Below are 18,781 nucleotides of genomic sequence, written 5' to 3' on the forward strand. Positions count from 1 at the left end.
ATGAAAGATTACTAATTTAGCATGAAAATGCCACACTTTTATCATTAAAGTCACCGATAAAAGTGTGGCATTTCAACATGAATTACTGATTCGGACCAAATACTCGTTTATCAACGGAAGAAGGTATTCCCCTTAATCGCTTATATAATGTTTTCTTCCAATTTTCCGCAAGTAAATCACATTGAGCAAGATCATCCGCAGCTCGTAGATCTTCTTTATATACATGCATAATTTCATTACAAGCTGCAATAGACCATTGTGGATATGGTCGTTCTATTAATTCCATATCACTACCAGCCTGGATAAAGCCCTCTTGCAATACTCGAAAGTACCAGCCTGTTCGCCCACTATGTTGAATTCGCAAGGCAAAATCTTTAACTTGAAAGCGACGCGCCGGCTTCCAGCAAGGTTGACGTGGCTGTGATACTTGCAGAATAACATCTCCTACTTTATATGTATCGCCAATAAATACGGAAAATTCATCCATTTCCAATACCGAAAAATTCTCTCCCATCGCACCTGCTTCGATTGTATTTATTTGTAAATCCTCTTGCCAAAATTGGTAATGTTTAATTGGATAAGCAAAAACAGCTTTTTCAGGTCCTCCATGATTTTTCTTATCAGCGACTTCATCTCCTGCTAATCCCGTCTTTCCTAACCAAACCTTCTGATCGATGGGTTCCTTAAACATACCGCTCTGCCAAGATCGTTCCGCCCAATTACTAGCATCAGCGGTACCAAGCTCCCTTACTTTTCCAGTAAAAAGTTTATGAATATATGGTTCTTCCATTCTATCACCCACTTGTTAAATATGGTATAGTAACTTTATTCTACTTAAAATACGTCCACTTGGGAATAGAAATGATGAAAGAGGGATATAGATGTCAAACAAACAACAGGCGACTTTTGCAGGAGGATGCTTCTGGTGTATGGTAAAGCCATTCGATCAATGGAAAGGTGTTGACCAAGTAATTTCCGGTTATACAGGTGGTCATCTTCCTAATCCTACATACGAAGATGTAAAGGCAGGAGATTCCGGTCATTATGAAGCAGTACAAATAACGTTTGACCCATCTATTATTAGCTATCAAACCATTTTAGATGTATACTGGCAGCAAATTGACCCCACTGATGATGGAGGACAATTTCATGATCGTGGAGATTCCTATCGTACAGCTATCTTTTATCATAATGAAGAACAAAAGAAGGCTGCGGAGGCGTCGAAACAAAAGCTATCTAAAAGTGGGAAATTTAATAAACCGATTGTAACCAAATTACTTCCTGCATCTAGCTTTTACGCAGCGGAAGATTACCATCAAGATTATTACCGGAAAAATGAGACTGCATATAAGGAAGACCGTTTAAAATCAGGAAGAGATGAATTTATAGAGCATGTTTGGAGAAAGTAATTGTTTTATTCCCCAACAAATTCGTCCACGTTGTAAATGATTCATTATGCTTTATTCAAGTCAGGAGAGAGATCGTTGTCTAATTCACATTCGTTAACACCATTAAAAATGTTATTGTTTGCCTTTCATGCGACAAATACAATTATTTTGAGTTACTTACCTTTATATCTAAAATACAAGGGATTAAACGGTACTGAAATTGGTTATGTATTAGCTGTTGGACCACTAGCATCTATCTTTGCTCAGCCATTTTGGGGATATATGAGTGATAAACACAAAACCGTTAAACGAATTATCCAGATTTGCATTATTGGCCTGCTCGTTACCAGTATTCTATTCTTTCAAATGGATACGTTACTAGCCATTCTATTAATGGGTGCAATCTTTTATTTTTTCGTTACACCAATTGGTGCGCTCGGAGATAGCTTAGCCCAGCGCAGAGCAGATGAACTCGGAGTGTCCTTTGGTACGATCCGCTGGTGGGGCTCAGTTGGTTTTGCTACTTCTTCTCTTATTATTGGAGAAATTCTCACTAGAGTTGGAATTCAATACATGATTATTCCTTATTTATTTTTTGGAATGGTTGCATTAATCGTTACGTTTAAACTAACTGATGTAAAGGTTGAATCTGATCCAATCCAACTGAAGGATGTTAGCGAAATAGTCAAAAGTAAGCCTTTTGTTATCTTCCTTCTATTTATTATGTTTTTGAGCATTACACACCGTGCCAATGATAGCTTCATTGGGTTATATATAGAACAGCTAGGCGGTAGTGAAGGATTAGTTGGTGTAGCATGGTTTGTTGGAGTAGTGACAGAAGCCATTGTCTTCGCAACTGCTGGCTTCTGGTTCCGAAAGTATCATCCACTTGTATTTGTTATCATTGCAGGAATCTTATATAGCATTCGTTGGTTTATTTACGGTGCTGCTGACAGCCCGATCCAGATTATCAGCCTACAATTTTTGCATGGATTAACGTTCGGTACCTTTTACTTAGCATCCTTTAATTATATCTCTAGGCTCATACCAAAATTATTACAATCTACAGGTCACCTTGTCTTTTTTGCAACTTTCTTTGGGTTATCAGGAATTATCGGTTCACTACTTGGAGGTGCCATCATCGATTCTTCAGGCGGTGGAACATTATATTTCGGAATGGGCTGTCTAGCATTAATAGGTACTATTCTCATTACGCTTTATCATATCATGCCATTTGGAAAAGAAGCCTATGTTCATCAACAAGATCGTTAGCATTACACAATGCTACGTTTACATGAACCGCTGAAAATCAAAAAAGAAGCTTTGGAGAAATGATACGCTCCCCTTTAGACAGTATAAAAAATATAATCTGTCTTAAGAGGAGCTTTTCTATGCAAAAAAACACATAGTTTTACGTTCATACAGAAAGTACTAACAGCTTATGAGAATCGGATCGCCCATTTTTCCACAGGAATCATTCGCCATCTTTCATCGCAAAGACTGAGACTGGGACAAAACACAACTTCTTTACTCAAAATACGAATAATCATGTTATCAATAGGAGTAATATCGCCGCACCGTGAAACTATACGCACTTTCCGCGGGCACACCTCAGCTAACTTGGTAAAGAAAAACACGTTACCAAGTGGATCTTCGGATACGTGCTGTTCCCGCCGGAATCTCGCTTATTTCAGGTGCTAAACGAATGATTTCGACCAAAAAACGAACGATAATTAATTACAACTAATTATCATTCGTTTTTTATCATTTCTTCATTCTTTTGTCTCAGGCTCAGCCTACCCGTGAGTAGTGAGTAATGCTTGTAAACACAAGAGTTTCTCTACAAGCTAAGGAGCTGTCCCAAACGAACAGCTCCTTAGCTACATCTGGAATACACCCGCGCTCCTCGTGGAAAAATCCGTCTGTACAAATACGTACAGAAACACCGAATTCACGCTATTACACTTCCCACAGCATTCACTTGTATTCCAATTTTTTATTTGAATAATCCTATCCTTATTATAAATTAACTTAAGAAAATAAAATACAGAATAAAAATAATAAATAGGAAGTACATAACTGGATGTATTTCTTTGGCACGCCCTTTAAGAAGCATCGTAATCGGATAGAAAATAAAGCCAATAGCTATACCAGTTGCGATACTATACGTTAGCGGCATTGCAATCACAATGAGGAATGCCGGTACTGCAATTTCAAATTGATCCCATTCAATATCCTTTAACGCAGAAGACATGAGCACACCAACGATGATTAATGCTGGTGCTGTAACCTCTGATGTAACGACACTTAGTAAAGGCGAGAAAAACAATGCCAATAGGAAAAATAATGCCGTCACAACAGCTGTGAAACCAGAGCGACCCCCAGCTCCTACTCCTGCTGTTGACTCAACATAAGATGTAGTCGTTGAAGTACCAACTGTGGCTCCTACAACCGTCGCTGCTGAATCTGCAAATAACGCCTTACCAGCACGTGGCAATTTATTATCCTTCATTAATCCAGCTTGATTTGCTACAGCAACTAAAGTTCCAGCAGTATCAAAAAAGTCAACAAATAGAAACGTTAAAATCACAACTAGCATCTGTAGTGTAAAAATATCCCCGAAATGTGCAAAGGCTTGACCAAACGTTGGGGCAAGGCTTGGCACATGACCAACGATACCATCAATTCCCGTCGGAGGTGCAATCAGTCCAACAACCATCCCAGCAATAGCTGTAATAATCATTCCATAGAAGATCCCACCTCTTATACCAATAGCCATTAGGATTACAGATACGACAATCCCAAATACAGCCAGTAAGACGGTTGGAGAAGTTAAATCACCTAATGCTAGTAAGGTTGCCTCATTACCAACTATAATACCTGAGTTTTGAAAACCGATAAAAGCAATGAAAAAACCTATACCAGCTCCAACAGCTAATTTTAAGTTCGCCGGGATGGCATTAATAATTTTTTCGCGGAGTCCTGTTAACGTAAGTACAATAAAAATAAGTCCAGATGCCAGCACTCCCGCAAGTGCAGTTTCCCATGGAACCCCATAACCAAGAACAACTGTATACGCAAAGAATGCATTTAAGCCCATTCCAGGCGCTAATGCTATTGGATATTTAGCTATAATTCCCATAAACAACGATCCTACTGCTGCTGCAATTGCAGTAGCAGCAAACACAGCATCCTGATCCATACGTGTTACGCCATCAGGTAATTCTTCAATCCCAACAAGAGCTAACGTAGAGGGATTTACAAAGAGGATATATGCCATGGCCAAGAAAGTCGTTAGTCCTGCCATAAATTCTGTACGATAATTCGTACGTAACTCCTCAAAACGAAAAAACTTCTTCACAATTCTTCCCCCTTCATATACTGACAAATTAATGGGGTTGACCACTCCTGCAATCACCATACACGTTTCATGAAAAGGTGAAGACAACAAAAAAGCGCTCTATCATCATATGACCAAATGAGCGCTCTTTTACTATGCAAAATGCAATGAATGTTTTTCTTAAAATAACAAAAATAATCGTAGAATAAGTTCTTCATTCATAAACATTTTGCGTAGTCAGACCATTTACGGCGGTCTGGTAGAAACTCTGGGCCATATCCCCGAAATTATACGCATTTATCATTAAAACCTAGGATAATCATACGATCAATTTCAATAAATGTCAACAAAATGCGAACGTTAATAATTTCCAGACATCTTTCGTTCGATTATTCAAATTCAAGCATGCAGATGATGTTAAAACACTATCATGTCAATTTTCTCATCTACCATTACTATTAGACTGATGGAACTTATTTTTTATTGCTTGGTTACCATTAAATAAGATCGATTTAATATATCTTCTGCATGCTTCACCCGCTCTGCTGTCGGTGGTTCGACACCTTCAAGCGGATAAGCAAGACCAAGGTTTTCCCATTTGTATACACCTAACTTATGATAAGGCAATACTTCAATTTTTTCCACATTATTTAAAGTGGCAATAAAATCAGACAACCGCTGCAAATATTCATCATTATCACTACCACCAGGTACCAAAACGTGACGAATCCAGACAGGGATATTCTTTTGATCTAAATATCTGGCCATATCAATAATGTGTTCATTTGACATGCCAGTCAATTCTTTATGCTCGACTGGATCAATATGCTTTAAATCTAATAAAATTAAGTCTGTTACCTCTAATAATTTATCTAAAGTCTCTAAAAAGCGTGGAGAGCGACTAAAGCAGCCAGCGGAACTATCAATAGTAGTGTGTATACCTAGCTTTTTTAGCTCCGTAAATAATTCAACTAAAAAGTCAGCTTGAATTAACGGCTCTCCACCACTTACAGTTACTCCGCCATTAGTAGCTTGGAAGAATGGGAGATAATCTTTAATGTCTTTTACTAATTCTTCTACTGACATTTCTTTTCCATCTCCCATTTTCCACGTGTCTGGATTATGACAAAATTTACAACGTAATAAGCACCCTTGTGTAAATATTACATACCGTAGACCAGGTCCATCAACGGTACCACACGTTTCTATTGAATGAATTCGTCCGTTCATCTTACTCGCCCTCCTTGCTAGATTTAAAAGGGGCTGGGACAAAAAGTTCGCATGAAGGGGGGAAACGAACAATTAGAAATGATGATACGTGCAACGACACTGCTCCAGAAATATACGCCGCTTTCCGTGGACGGCAAAACACACGGAGTGGTTCACCAATCGGGGGTGTCTACACATATTCTGGATGCTCGTCTTTTAAATGAACCATTTCAGCTATGTCCCAACCTCTTTACCACAGCCCTCACCATCTGTAATCCTACAGTAAGGGAAGCCTCACTTTATCTTACATACTTTCATGGAACGTACGATGAATTACATCCATTTGTTGTTCTCTTGTTAATTTAATGAAGTTAACTGCGTATCCAGATACACGGATAGTTAACTGTGGATATTCTTCTGGATGTTCCATTGCTGCCAGTAATGTTTCTCGATCAAACACGTTAACATTTAAGTGGTGACCGTGCTTTACAGCATAACCATCTAACATACCAACTAAGTTTGCTTTTCTAGTTTCTTCATCTTTACCTAATGCTTTTGGCACGATCGAGAATGTATTAGAAATTCCATCCATGGAATATTCATATGGCATTTTAGCGACTGAGCTTAAAGAAGCGAGAGAACCGTTTTTATCGCGACCGTGAAGTGGGTTAGCACCTGGCGCAAATGGTTCACCTGCTTTACGCCCGTCTGGTGTATTTCCAGTTTTCTTACCATATACAACATTAGAAGTAATCGTAAGAATAGACTGCGTATGAACAGAATTTCGATAGGTATGATGTTTTTTGATTTTGTTCATAAATGTTTTCACTACATCTACCGCAATTTCGTCTACGCGATCATCATTGTTACCATATTTAGGGAAGTCTCCTTCGATTTCGTAATCAACGACAATACCATCTTGATCGCGAATCGCTTTCACTTGTGCATATTTAATAGCACTTAATGAATCAGCAACAACTGAAAGTCCAGCAATACCACATGCCATCGTACGTAATACCTCGCGATCATGTAGTGCCATCTCAATTCGTTCATAGCTATACCTATCGTGCATATAGTGAATGATATTTAACGCATTTACATATAGCCCTGATAACCAATCTAAGATGGTATCATATTTTTCTCTTACTTCCTTATAGTCAAGATAATCTGAAGTGATTGGTGCATAATTTGGAGCTACTTGTATTTTTAATTTTTCATCTACTCCGCCGTTAATGGCATAAAGCAGTGCTTTTGCAAGATTTGCACGTGCACCAAAGAACTGCATTTGCTTACCGATACGCATAGCAGATACACAGCATGCTATACCATAATCATCACCATAATGTTCGCGCATTAAATCATCATTTTCATACTGAATGGAACTAGTTTTGATAGACATATTAGCACAGTATTTTTTGTAGTTATCAGGTAATTTAGTAGACCATAGTACAGTTAAATTTGGTTCTGGTGCTGGTCCTAAATTATCTAATGTGTGTAAGAATCGATAAGAGTTCTTTGTAACTAGCGGGCGACCGTCTTCCGCGATACCTGCTAATGACTCTGTGACCCAAGTTGGATCTCCACTGAACAATTCATTATATTCAGGTGTTCTTGCAAATTTCACCAGGCGTAGCTTCATAACAAAATGATCTACCAATTCTTGAGCTTCTTCTTCTGTTATAACACCATTTTTAATATCTCTCTCTATATAAATATCTAGGAATGTAGATACACGACCAAGACTCATAGCAGCACCATTCTGTTCTTTAATAGCAGCAAGATAACCAAAATATAACCATTGGAAAGCTTCTTGTGCAGTTATTGCCGGTTTTGCAATATCAAAACCGTATGCTTTACCAAGTTGTTTTAATTCCTGTAAGGCGCGAATTTGCTCTGAAGTTTCTTCACGATCACGGATAACATCATCTGTCATGGTTCCATTACCAATTAAATCAAGTTCTTTTTTCTTCTCCGCAATTAAGTGATCCACACCATATAATGCAACACGACGATAGTCACCGATGATACGTCCACGTCCATATGCATCAGGCAAACCAGTTACAATTCCAGCTTTTCTTGCTGTTCTAATTTCTGGTGTATATGCATCGAATACACCTTGATTATGCGTTTTTCGGTAATCGGTAAATGTTTTTACTACTTCATCATCAATTTTATATCCATACGATTCTGCAGCAGCTACTGCCATACGAATACCACCAAAGGGTTGTAAAGAACGTTTGAAGGGTTCATCTGTTTGGACACCAACTATTTTTTCTTGGTCTCTGTCCAGATACCCTGCGCCATGTGAAATAATGGTAGATACGATCTTCGTATCTAAATCATATACTCCCCCGTTTTCGCGTTCTTTTTTGGTTAATTCCATTACTTTGTCCCATAATGCTTTTGTAGCATCAGTAGGAGCTGCTAAAAATGCTTCATTTCCTTCATACAACGTAAAATTCTTCAAAATAAAATCTCTGACATCAATTTCCTTTTGCCATCTACCTTCACGGAAGCCATCCCAAGGAACTCTTTGTGTAACTTCTTCTGCTACTTTCATTTCCTATACCTCCTCAATGATTCTATTTGTGAAATATTTCACAAATATATCTTAATTTAATTTTATACCTTTTCGTACATAAAAAAAAGTGAAAAACATCACATTTTTGACCTGTTATAATCAAAGTTCTAAAAATGTTCAAATTCTAGCATAAGCAAATATGCCAATAAAACACATGATAAGTACACCTATAAAATATTGATATAGTAATGATTCAATCTAATTACAAAAGGATTTATATTAATGTGTAGCTGGACTGAAATACACTGTTTAAATATTTCTCACTTTAAAACTAATACAGATAGAGTTAAACTTCCATCCGGTTTTTACTGAAATATATACGTACAAAGGCTTCATTCGCCACGTCCTGTGGCAACGCCTTTGTGACCTACTTCCGTGTAGGCCCGAATCAATCGGACATTTACTGACAGTTGGACCCACTACTTATCCATACTTGGATTCTCCTCATTGCTTGAGGTGGGGGCTTACTGCCAGTTACATGCGGGATCAATATAACTGATTCTTTTACTGGAAAGCGATTAAAGATGTCACATAATCATGTTTGTATTCCTCTTCCAAAAAGAATCCTTCTGTCTATATGTGATTTTTTCACATTTTTATCACAAATCCGTTATTTTGTAATCCTAAATAGATGTTATGATGAAATCAGAAAATGCGAAGGGGGGATAAAATATGATTCTAAATGAGTGGAAAGAGTTTAGCACAGACGCTGAATCTTACACACAAGAACGCTTTGAACAACAAGTCGGTGATGCATTTGAAGCTATGTGTTTTGAAGAAAATCAAGACACACCAAATTATATTTGGACGAAGCATTATGTTGTGGTAATCAAGCCAAACACGCGTATTTTTAAAGATATTTCTTTTGTCAAAGTACCCCGTAATCCGTCAGTAATGCATTAATTTTTTTTGAGATAACATGCTCAGTATTTCACATATAAAATTAGGAGGTATTCTAATGGTTACAACATTAGAAGAAAAACAAGCAACAACTGTTACAGAGAGCATTGACAAATTAGTAAAAAATGCACAAGAAGCACTAACAGAAATGAAAAATCTAGATCAAAAACGAATTGATAACATCGTTAAGGAAATGGCGCTTGCAGGATTAGACCAACATATGCAACTTGCGAAATTAGCTGTTGAAGAAACTGGACGTGGTATATATGAAGATAAAATCATTAAAAATATTTTCGCAACCGAATATGTGTATCATAATATAAAATATGATAAAACAGTTGGTGTAATTAGCGAGAACGACCATGAAGGTATAGTAGAAATCGCTGAACCAATTGGTGTTATTGCTGGGATAACACCAGTAACTAACCCAACTTCAACAACATTATTTAAATCCATTATTTCTATTAAAACAGGAAATCCTATTATTTTTGCTTTCCACCCATCTGCACAAAAATGCAGCTCCACTGCAGCTAAGGTTGTGTATGATGCAGCAGTAAAAGCTGGTGCACCCCAAAATTGTATTCAATGGGTTGAAAATCCATCTATTGAGGGGACACAAACATTAATGAAGCATGATGGTATAGCAACTATTTTGGCAACAGGTGGGCCTGGAATGGTTAAATCAGCATACAGCTCTGGTAAACCTGCTTTAGGTGTAGGTCCTGGTAACGTTCCTTGCTATATCGAAAAGTCCGTTAATGTTAAACGTGCTGTAAATGATGTTATTCTTTCCAAAACATTTGACAATGGTATGATTTGTGCATCAGAACAAGCAATTATTGTTGATAAAGAAATCTACAATCAAGTAAAACAAGAAATGATTGATAACAAGGTTTACTTTTTAAGCCCTACCGAAAAAGCAAAAGTAGAAAAACTTGTTATTAACGACAAATGCACCGTTAACCCTTCCATTGTTGGTATGGAGCCTGTAAAAATTGCTGAAATGGCAGGCGTTAAAGTACCTGAAGATACAAAAATTCTTGTAGCTGAATTAACAGGTGTTGGACCGGACCATCCACTTTCTCATGAAAAATTAAGTCCAGTACTCGCAGCTTATAAAGTAAACAATAACGAAGAAGGATTTAAACGTGCAGAAGAAATGCTTGAATTTGGTGGTTTAGGACACTCTGCAGTTATTCATTCTGAAAATAAAGAAACCATAGATGCGTTTGGGAGAAGAATGAAAGCAGGACGTATTATTGTCAATGCTCCTTCTTCTCAAGGTGCAATTGGTGACATCTACAATGCTTATTTGCCATCTTTAACACTTGGATGTGGTTCTTATGGCGGAAACTCTGTATCGACAAACGTAGGGGCAACGCATTTAATTAACATAAAAAAAATGGCGAGAAGGAATGTTAATATGCAATGGTTCAAAATTCCACCAAAAGTTTATTTTGAAAAGAATGCAGTACAGTATTTAGCAAAAATGCCTGGGATCTCTAAAGCATTTATCGTAACAGATCCCATGATGGTTAAATTAGGATATGTTGATAAAGTCCTATATCACTTACGTAAACGTTCAGATTATGTACACTGCGAAATTTTCTCTGATGTAGAACCAGATCCATCAAAAGACACGGTTATACGTGGTGCTACTGCAATGGATAACTTCCAACCAGATGTAATTATTGCGCTTGGTGGTGGATCAGCAATGGATGCGGCCAAAGGAATGTGGTTATTCCATGAATATCCAGAAACAGACTTTAATGGTTTAAAACAAAAGTTCTTAGATATCCGTAAACGTGCATACAAATATCCAGAACTAGGTCAACGTGCACAATTTGTTGCAATTCCTACCACTTCTGGTACTGGATCTGAAGTCACCTCTTTCTCTGTTATTACAGATAAAGAAAACAATGTAAAATATCCGTTAGCAGATTATGAATTAACACCAGACGTAGCCATTGTTGATCCACAATTTGTGATGACTGTTCCTAAAACAGTAACAGCTGACACTGGGATGGACGTTTTAACACACGCGATCGAAGCTTACGTTTCTAATATGGCAAATGACTACACAGATGGGCTCGCAATTAAAGCCATTCAGCTTGTCTTTGATTATTTACCACAAGCTTATCGAGATGGTAACAATGCATTAGCAAGAGAAAAAGTGCACAACGCTTCTACCATTGCTGGAATGGCATTTGCAAATGCATTCTTAGGTATTAACCATAGTCTTGCACACAAACTAGGGGCAGAATTCCATATTGCGCATGGTCGTGCCAATGCGATACTTTTGCCGCATGTTATTCGCTATAATGCGAAAAAACCAACGAAGTTTGTGTCATTTCCTAAATACGAATACTTTATTGCTGACAAACGTTATGCCGAAATTGCTAAAATATTAGGATTGCCTGCAAGCACAACAGAAGAAGGCGTTGAAAGCCTAGTTCAAGCTATTTATAAATTGGCAAAAGAATTGGACATTCCAATGAGTATCGCAGAAAATGGCGTAGATAAAAATGCTTTCGAAGCAAAAGTAAACTATCTTGCAGACCGTGCTTTCGAAGATCAATGTACAATAACTAACCCTAAATTGCCACTTGTTAAGGAGTTAACTGAAGTATATCGCAATGCGTATAAAGGGTAGTTTCTCCTAAAATATAGAGTGAAACTTCAATCAGTGGGGGTTTTGTTTTCCCCACTGATTGTTAGTACCACAAGGGTATGACCCAAGGCCCTTAAACCAATCAGACATTTAACTAGAGAATACGCATTCAGCTAATTATTCGATTATGAAAACCAATAGTATTTAACAAGCTTGATTAACAATATGGTCCTCATAACACAAAGAGCACTATTCTCACATCAAGAATTACGCTCTTTTATTTGAATACGTGTTTAATTTTTAGGCATCGTAAAGGTCACTGAGATACCATTACTTTCTTCTAGTTTCCTAACTATTTGATCAAGAACTTCTACAGCTCTTTCGTTTGATTCATATTTCCCCAAAACTTTACTCCATTCATCCAAACTCGCACTGCCAATGATCCCTTCTATCTTTTTTCCATTGACAGTAACTTCTTTTACATTCATCAAGCTTTGTTTATTTTGTGTAATTATCCATAACATAAAATCAATCCTTGCTATTTATATTTTTGCATGCATCATACAATACGTATTAACTTGGATCCATGTTTCATGTTTCGATAAAATAACCAAAAAAGGGACAAAAGCGTAAGCGCTCGATTAGAAACGTAGTGACTAGGGCGAGTCAACGGAAATAAAGGAATCTCGGTAGCTTGCGAGCCGATGATGACTTAGATTAGGGCGATTCCCTGGAGCTGGACGCGACTCAACACGCCCATATTTATCTACACGGGCAAATTTTATAATTTCCAAGACTATAAAAAACGCCTTCCGTGTTCTGAAAAGCGCCCGATCGCTGCATAGTGGTACTAAAAAAACAGCATTTCTTCTATTCTTTATTATGTAATTCCTTGTAATAACTAAGTAGAACTGTAGTAAGGCCAATTCCAAAAAGGATACCACCTATTACTAAAAACTTATTTGTATTTGCTTTTACTTGAAAATTATATATAGAGGAGTCAGCATAATCAGACTTTACCAGCCAACCATCCCCGAAAGCCATTCCCATACTATTACTAAAAAAAATTAATAATAACCCAATAATTCCTAAAAATGAACCTAAAAAGATAAACTTCTTTAACCTATTATTTTTCATATTACCACCTCATTGATACTACTTATTAAGTGTTATGGGCAGTTTAAATAATACAGACACAATTCTGTTTGCACCAGTACGTATTTGCTAAAAGCTAAGCTACTATTCTAGTTTTTATCTTTATGCCATTGATATGATTTTTTTGACCATTCCCAAAAGTTATAAAATAAAAATACTAAAATGGAAAGGCCAATATTATCTATCCAATTAATATAATTATTAAAGAAGAATTGCTTTAATGTTATAGTAACAAACAAAAGTATTGGAAATCCAATGTTGTATTTAAACATACTTCCCTCCTATCACGAACATTATTTCCTAATTATTCCTTATTCTTCTAATATACTCTATTATAAATGTATTCTTTCATATTTAGCAATGTCAATAAAACGAAGGCTTGCATCTCCTAATCCGTGTAAACAAGTTCAACAAAAAATGCATTAGAAAAGCAACCTTACCTTTACTGCATTATTTTCTCAAATCCATAACAATAGCGAGTGGCACTTCACTAAAAGATGACGGTTTCCTCACGTAAAATAAAATTCGACAGACCCAAAGCACCACAAAATAAAGCGAAACTTCAATCAGTGGTATATGCGGAATGAATTCGTTACAACCTCTTAGCACCATCACAAAGCACTTACATAACCCTTAGCAACCATCCAAATCATTTACAGAACCTTTACACCAGCTTTATTTCGACAAAATATTTATCCGTTATACTAGCCAATGTGAAGGAAATAATTCGTAAATTCATTTTATGAAGGAAATCCAACTTTTACCATTAAAGGAGTGTTGCACTATTAAAAAGAAGTATATATGGTTCGATTTAGGCTACACACTTGTGTATTTAAATCGAGAAGAGCTGTATCAACAAATGCTAAAGAACCATGGGATCACGCTTCCTCTTGAAGATATAGCATTAGCCTATCATTTAGCTGATAAATATTTTATGAGAGAACATCCTGGGTTACTTGGAAAAAAACGCGAATTGTTTATGCACGACTATCACCACATCTTACATAGCTATTTAGGAATAGCTCCTATGGAAGAAACGCAGCCAATCACCAATAAAAAACCGGAATGGCGTGTTTTTCCAGAAACACTCAGCATCCTAAAACAACTAAAAAATACTGGCTATCAAGTAGGGTTAATTTCTAATTGGAATAACACCGCTCGAGAAGTCTTGCAACAGACGGGTATCATTCATTATTTAGACCATGTCGTCATCTCTTCTGAAGTTGGAATAGAGAAACCTGACGAACGTATTTTCCAACATGCTTGCCAACAAGCTGGAGTTTCTCCTGAAGAATCTCTATATGTTGGGGACAACTATTATGATGATGTCATCGGCAGTCACAAGGTGGGAATGGATTGTGTTTTGATTAATCCGTATGAAAGAAAAGGGATAGAGGAATTAAAAAACGTGGACCCTATCGCCAATATTAAGGATCTTTTCCAAAAGGTTCATATGCCTGTATGACAACGATATACGAGCAATTACAAGAGCAGTTTCATTCCCTTAGTCATTCTCAACAAAAAGTAGCACATTATATCCTTGAAAATATGGAAGAAATGGTTGTACTATCCGCTGCTAAAATTGCAGAAATTTCGGCGGTAAGTGAAGCAACGGTACACCGTCTGGCACAAACAATTGGCTGCAAAAGCTTTTTAGAAATGAAGCAAGAAATTCACAACTATAATTGTGCCGACAATCGAGCTGTGAAAAACCTAATGGCAACTACGACCATGCAGGAAGAGACATGGTTAGAGCAACATTTCGTCCAAGAGGTAGACAATATCATTCTTACTAGCCGCTCCATCTATAAACAAGAGATCAATCAAGCAGCTAGAAAATTGCTTGAGGCGAAGCATATCTGGATTGGTGGATGGCGAATGAGTTTGACGGTTACTTCATATATGCAATTTGTACTGAAATATATGCTTGGCACTAGCCAGTTTATTCCTCCAGGGGAAATTGCGGAATACACGGCAAACTTTCAGCAGAAAGATGTTCTTTTTGTATGTGCCTTTCCGCGTTATGATTATCAGATTCTAAAGATCGTAGAGGTGGCAAAGAGAAAAGGGATGTACGTTATCGCATTAACGGACTCTTCTCTAGCACCTATCTGCCAACACGCAGACCTAACCCTTTTTGCCAAAAATAAATCTAAAAGCTTCTTAGATTCCTATACCGCTGCGGTCTCCATTTGCAATGCCATTATCAACGAAATAGCTTATATAGGAGGTGAACGCATCAAAACCAACATAGCAGATATGGAAGATTATTATGCGATGTTTAATCCAAAAAATAAGTAATCATATTGACAAGTGTCTGGAGTGAGAAGGTGCAAGTTACAACAATAGGATACTGGGGCGCCTACCCTGAGGTAAATGAGGCTACCTCTTGCTATTTAGTTCAAGAGAATGACACCAATATTTTACTAGATTGCGGAAGTGGCGCTCTTGCCAAACTACAAAATCACATCAGCTTAGAAGACTTAGATGCAGTATTTATTAGTCATACTCATACTGATCACATGGCTGATATTTATAGCTTGGAATACGCAATGTTAATTCAAACTCAGTTAGGAAACCGTACTAGACCACTAGATATTTATATCTATGCTGAAGATATTGCTTCTTTGTCATTCGAATATCCAGGAATAGTCAGCGTTCATCAGCTTCAATTAACCGATCATATCTTCGTTGGTGATCTTCACGTCACGTTTTCGGAGAACAAACATGAAATTCCTTGCTGTGCTATGAAAGTCACCAATCCACAAGGGTCTAGCTTGGTTTACTCCGCTGATACCGGATATTGTGATGCCATTATTGAGTTCTCCCAAAGCGCAGATCTCTTAATCATTGAATGTAGCTTTTACGAAGCACAATATCGCAAAATCAAAGGACATCTTAATACAACAGATGTAAGTACTATTATTACAAAATCTAAAGCAAGAAAGGTGGTCATCACACACTTACCCCATTTTGGGCAGATCCGTAAACTGGCCGAGGAAATTGAAGCTTTATCTCAGAAAAATGTGCAAACAGCACATGAACATTTAACCATCACCATTTAATTGGAGGTACTACTTATGAAAAAAAAGTTGTTCATTGCTTTTTTACTTGTTTTTGTAATTGCTTTTGTTTTAGTTGGGTGTTCGAATTCACAGAATGAAGAAGGCAAAGATGCGAATGCTGCAAAGCCTGAAACGAAGGAAGCAACTGGATCAAGCGTTGTTCGTATTGCCATGAGTACCGAAATCGACAACCTAGATCCTTATAAATCTGCCGCAACCGATACTGGTTCTATGATGGACAATGTATTTGACGGATTATTAGATACAAATCCAAAAGGAGAGTTAGTCGGAGCGATTGCTAAATCCTACGATATCTCAGAAGATGGTCTTACTTATACGTTCACCTTAAATGAAGGTGTCCAATTCCATGATGGGTCTGAATTAACGTCAGAGGATGTCGTTGCTTCCTATGAAACACTTGCAGGCATGAATGGAGGCGAGCCAATTGTTGCTGAATTTGCAGTCATTGATTCCATCGAAGCTCCATCAGATTATGAAGTGATTTTTCATTTAAAAGAGAAGAATTCTGCCTTTTTAGCAGCAAATATTGTCGCAATTGTTCCTTCTGATTATGAAGAACAAAGTTCAAAGCCTATTGGTGCTGGTCCATTTAAGTTTGAAGCATACAAAGTTGGTCAAGAATTACGTCTAGTGAAAAATGAAAACTACTATAATCATGAAAAAATACCGCAAATAGATGAGGTACAATTCAAAATCATGCCAGACCAAGAGTCTTCTGTATTAGCCATGCAGGCAGGTGAAATTGACGTCCTCCCTGGTGTCACACAGCAAGGTCTTACCCAATTAGGCGATTCCATCAATACGGTTTCTGGCCCACAAAACATGGTGCAATTACTCGCCTTAAATAATGATGTAGAGCCCTACAGTGATCTAAAAGTACGTCAAGCGATTAACCTAGCAATCGATAAAGACACGATTATTGATACGGTTTCTGAAGGTAATGGTACAAAGCTAGGATCTAACTTCAGTCCTGCCATGGAATTTTATTATGAGCCAGGTTTAGAAGACTATTATGCTACTAATATCGAAAAAGCAAAATCCCTTTTAGCAGAAGCTGGCTATAACGACGGTTTTCAAATGGAATTAACCGTCCCATCTGATTATCAATTTCACGTCGATACTGCTCAAGTTATCGCCGAGCAATTAAGCCAAGTAGGCATTGATGTAGAAATTAAAATGATCGAATTCAGTACATGGTTAGAAGATGTTTACCAAAACGAACAATACGATACGACCATTATCGGTTTTACTGGTAAATTAGATCCGTACAAAATTTTAAGAAGGTATGTTAATGATTACGAGCGTAACTTTGTGAATTATGACAATGAAGCATATGATGAACTGATTGATCAAGCCTTACGTGCAACAGATGAAAAAGATATTGCTGCTCATTATAAAGAAGCACAACGCTTGCTAACAGAAGATGCGGTCTCTGTATTCATTAGTGATCCAGATCGTACCATTGCTATGAGTAATCATTTAGAAGGATTAAACATGTATCCTATTCAAAAGTTCAACTTAGAGGACCTACACTATACGGAATAGTCATTTAGGAGGCTAAACATTGAGATATATTCTTTACAAATTAGCTACCTTTGTTGCAACGATGACATTAGTCTCAATCATTATTTTCTTTGTCTTTCAATTATTACCTGGTAATCCAGCCCATATTATTCTAGGGATCGAAGCAGAACAAGCTCAGATTCAACAATTAGAACAAGAGCTAGGTTTAGACAAACAAGCTACTGAGCGATATGTAGATTGGGTAACTGGTCTTTTTCAGGCGGATTTAGGTGAATCATTAAAGTATCAGTTGCCCGTCAGCGACATTTTAGTGGATCGAATACCTGTCACTTTTTCATTAGGTATCCTGTCTATTCTGTTAACGATTATCATTGGTATTCCTTTAGGTATCTTGATTGCACGCACAAAAGGTAAGTGGATCTCCGTCGTATTGTCGATCATGACGCAGCTTGGTATTGCTATACCATCCTTTTGGTTTGGATTTATCTTGATTTTGGTCTTCGGAGTGATCCTAAGTTTGTTTCCGACCTATGGGTATGTCCCATGGTCGGAAGACTTCTTTGGAGCTTTACGGGCATTGTTTTTGCCATCCTTGGCTATTGCCATCTCCAATATTGCGGTGATCATTCGATATTTGCGAAACACCATACTAGACCAAGCCAACATGGAATACGTTCGAACCGCTAGATGCAAAGGATTAACCGAAAGAAAAATTATGTATGGGCATATATTACGTAACGCCCTTATCCCTGTTATTACGATCTTAGGCTTAACCATCGCCGATACATTGGGCGGCAGTATTATTATTGAAAATGTATTTGCATTACCTGGACTTGGTAATCTGTTGATTGAATCCATTTCTTCAAGGGATTTCCCACTGGTGCAATCGATGGTTTTATATATTGCAGTGCTCGTTATTACGATTAACTTTATCGTGGACCTATTATACAAAGTGATTGATCCACGAATAAGAGCGAAGGGGTGAAG

15 protein-coding genes and 1 riboswitch are annotated in these 18,781 nt (G+C 37.4%); of the genes, 9 read left to right on the forward strand and 6 right to left on the reverse strand.

Going from position 1 to position 18,781, the window contains the following annotated elements; genetic code table 11:
• Positions 1 to 82: 82 nt before the first annotated feature.
• A complete protein-coding gene (locus RVS70_RS04975) occupies positions 83 to 790 on the reverse strand; it encodes an MOSC domain-containing protein (protein WP_321132574.1) in 708 nt (235 codons plus the stop codon).
• Between the two features lie 91 nt (positions 791 to 881).
• Here RVS70_RS04975 and msrA point away from each other — a divergent pair, with 91 nt between their 5' ends.
• Together msrA and RVS70_RS04985 are read left to right on the forward strand one after the other, a co-directional pair.
• Positions 882 to 1,409, forward strand: a complete 528-nt coding sequence (gene msrA, locus RVS70_RS04980) for a peptide-methionine (S)-S-oxide reductase MsrA (RefSeq protein ID WP_026682859.1) — start codon at positions 882 to 884, stop codon at positions 1,407 to 1,409.
• Between the two features lie 75 nt (positions 1,410 to 1,484).
• Positions 1,485 to 2,660, forward strand: a complete 1,176-nt coding sequence (locus tag RVS70_RS04985; RefSeq protein WP_026682860.1) for an MFS transporter — start codon at positions 1,485 to 1,487, stop codon at positions 2,658 to 2,660.
• Positions 2,661 to 3,414: 754 nt separating this feature from the next.
• Here RVS70_RS04985 and RVS70_RS04990 read toward each other — a convergent pair.
• From RVS70_RS04990 to pflB, 3 genes are all read right to left on the reverse strand, one after another.
• A complete protein-coding gene (locus tag RVS70_RS04990) occupies positions 3,415 to 4,749 on the reverse strand; it encodes an NCS2 family permease (protein WP_026682861.1) in 1,335 nt (444 codons plus the stop codon).
• A 193-nt stretch (positions 4,750 to 4,942) separates the two neighbouring features.
• A riboswitch (purine riboswitch) is annotated at positions 4,943 to 5,043 on the reverse strand.
• Between the two features lie 165 nt (positions 5,044 to 5,208).
• Positions 5,209 to 5,958, reverse strand: coding sequence for a pyruvate formate-lyase-activating protein (gene pflA / locus RVS70_RS04995; RefSeq protein WP_321132575.1), 750 nt, complete (start codon positions 5,956 to 5,958; stop codon positions 5,209 to 5,211).
• A 283-nt stretch (positions 5,959 to 6,241) separates the two neighbouring features.
• Entirely contained in the window at positions 6,242 to 8,497 is a 2,256-nt protein-coding gene (gene pflB, locus RVS70_RS05000; RefSeq protein ID WP_026682863.1) for a formate C-acetyltransferase, read from the reverse strand.
• Positions 8,498 to 9,190: 693 nt separating this feature from the next.
• Between pflB and RVS70_RS05005 the strand changes: the two genes are divergently transcribed.
• Both RVS70_RS05005 and adhE read left to right on the forward strand, forming a co-directional pair.
• On the forward strand, positions 9,191 to 9,421 hold the full coding sequence (locus RVS70_RS05005) for a hypothetical protein (RefSeq protein ID WP_121604616.1): 231 nt from the start codon (positions 9,191 to 9,193) through the stop codon (positions 9,419 to 9,421).
• 55 nt (positions 9,422 to 9,476) lie between these two features.
• Positions 9,477 to 12,071, forward strand: coding sequence for a bifunctional acetaldehyde-CoA/alcohol dehydrogenase (gene adhE, locus RVS70_RS05010; RefSeq protein WP_321132576.1), 2,595 nt, complete (start codon positions 9,477 to 9,479; stop codon positions 12,069 to 12,071).
• Between the two features lie 251 nt (positions 12,072 to 12,322).
• On the opposite strand, the gene RVS70_RS05015 is transcribed toward adhE, so the two are convergent.
• Both RVS70_RS05015 and RVS70_RS05020 read right to left on the reverse strand, forming a co-directional pair.
• A complete protein-coding gene (locus tag RVS70_RS05015; RefSeq protein ID WP_026682866.1) occupies positions 12,323 to 12,553 on the reverse strand; it encodes a hypothetical protein in 231 nt (76 codons plus the stop codon).
• 346 nt (positions 12,554 to 12,899) lie between these two features.
• Complete coding sequence (locus RVS70_RS05020; RefSeq protein ID WP_166530079.1) at positions 12,900 to 13,166, reverse strand: hypothetical protein; 267 nt, start codon at positions 13,164 to 13,166, stop codon at positions 12,900 to 12,902.
• Positions 13,167 to 13,926: 760 nt separating this feature from the next.
• On the opposite strand from RVS70_RS05020, the gene RVS70_RS05025 reads away from it, so the two are divergent.
• Genes RVS70_RS05025 through RVS70_RS05045 form a run of 5 tightly spaced genes read left to right on the forward strand, consistent with a single transcriptional unit; the run spans position 13,927 to position 18,779 of the window.
• Entirely contained in the window at positions 13,927 to 14,649 is a 723-nt protein-coding gene (locus RVS70_RS05025) for an HAD family hydrolase (protein ID WP_414617168.1), read from the forward strand.
• On the forward strand, positions 14,646 to 15,485 hold the full coding sequence (locus RVS70_RS05030) for a MurR/RpiR family transcriptional regulator (RefSeq protein ID WP_228088903.1): 840 nt from the start codon (positions 14,646 to 14,648) through the stop codon (positions 15,483 to 15,485). The genes RVS70_RS05025 and RVS70_RS05030 overlap by 4 nt, the downstream gene beginning before the upstream one ends.
• Before the next feature lie 29 nt (positions 15,486 to 15,514).
• Positions 15,515 to 16,249 carry an MBL fold metallo-hydrolase gene (locus RVS70_RS05035; RefSeq protein ID WP_228088902.1) on the forward strand — a complete coding sequence of 245 codons (735 nt, stop codon included), beginning with the start codon at positions 15,515 to 15,517 and terminating at the stop codon, positions 16,247 to 16,249.
• A gap of 15 nt (positions 16,250 to 16,264) precedes the next feature.
• Positions 16,265 to 17,815 carry an ABC transporter substrate-binding protein gene (locus tag RVS70_RS05040; protein ID WP_228088901.1) on the forward strand — a complete coding sequence of 517 codons (1,551 nt, stop codon included), beginning with the start codon at positions 16,265 to 16,267 and terminating at the stop codon, positions 17,813 to 17,815.
• A gap of 19 nt (positions 17,816 to 17,834) precedes the next feature.
• Positions 17,835 to 18,779 (forward strand): ABC transporter permease, encoded by a 945-nt coding sequence (locus RVS70_RS05045; protein WP_321132578.1) that lies wholly within the window; start codon positions 17,835 to 17,837, stop codon positions 18,777 to 18,779.
• Positions 18,780 to 18,781 lie beyond the last annotated feature (2 nt).

The sequence above is a fragment of the Virgibacillus sp. M23 genome (assembly GCF_034190895.1).
Classification (GTDB): Bacteria; Bacillota; Bacilli; order Bacillales; family Amphibacillaceae; genus Virgibacillus; species Virgibacillus salarius.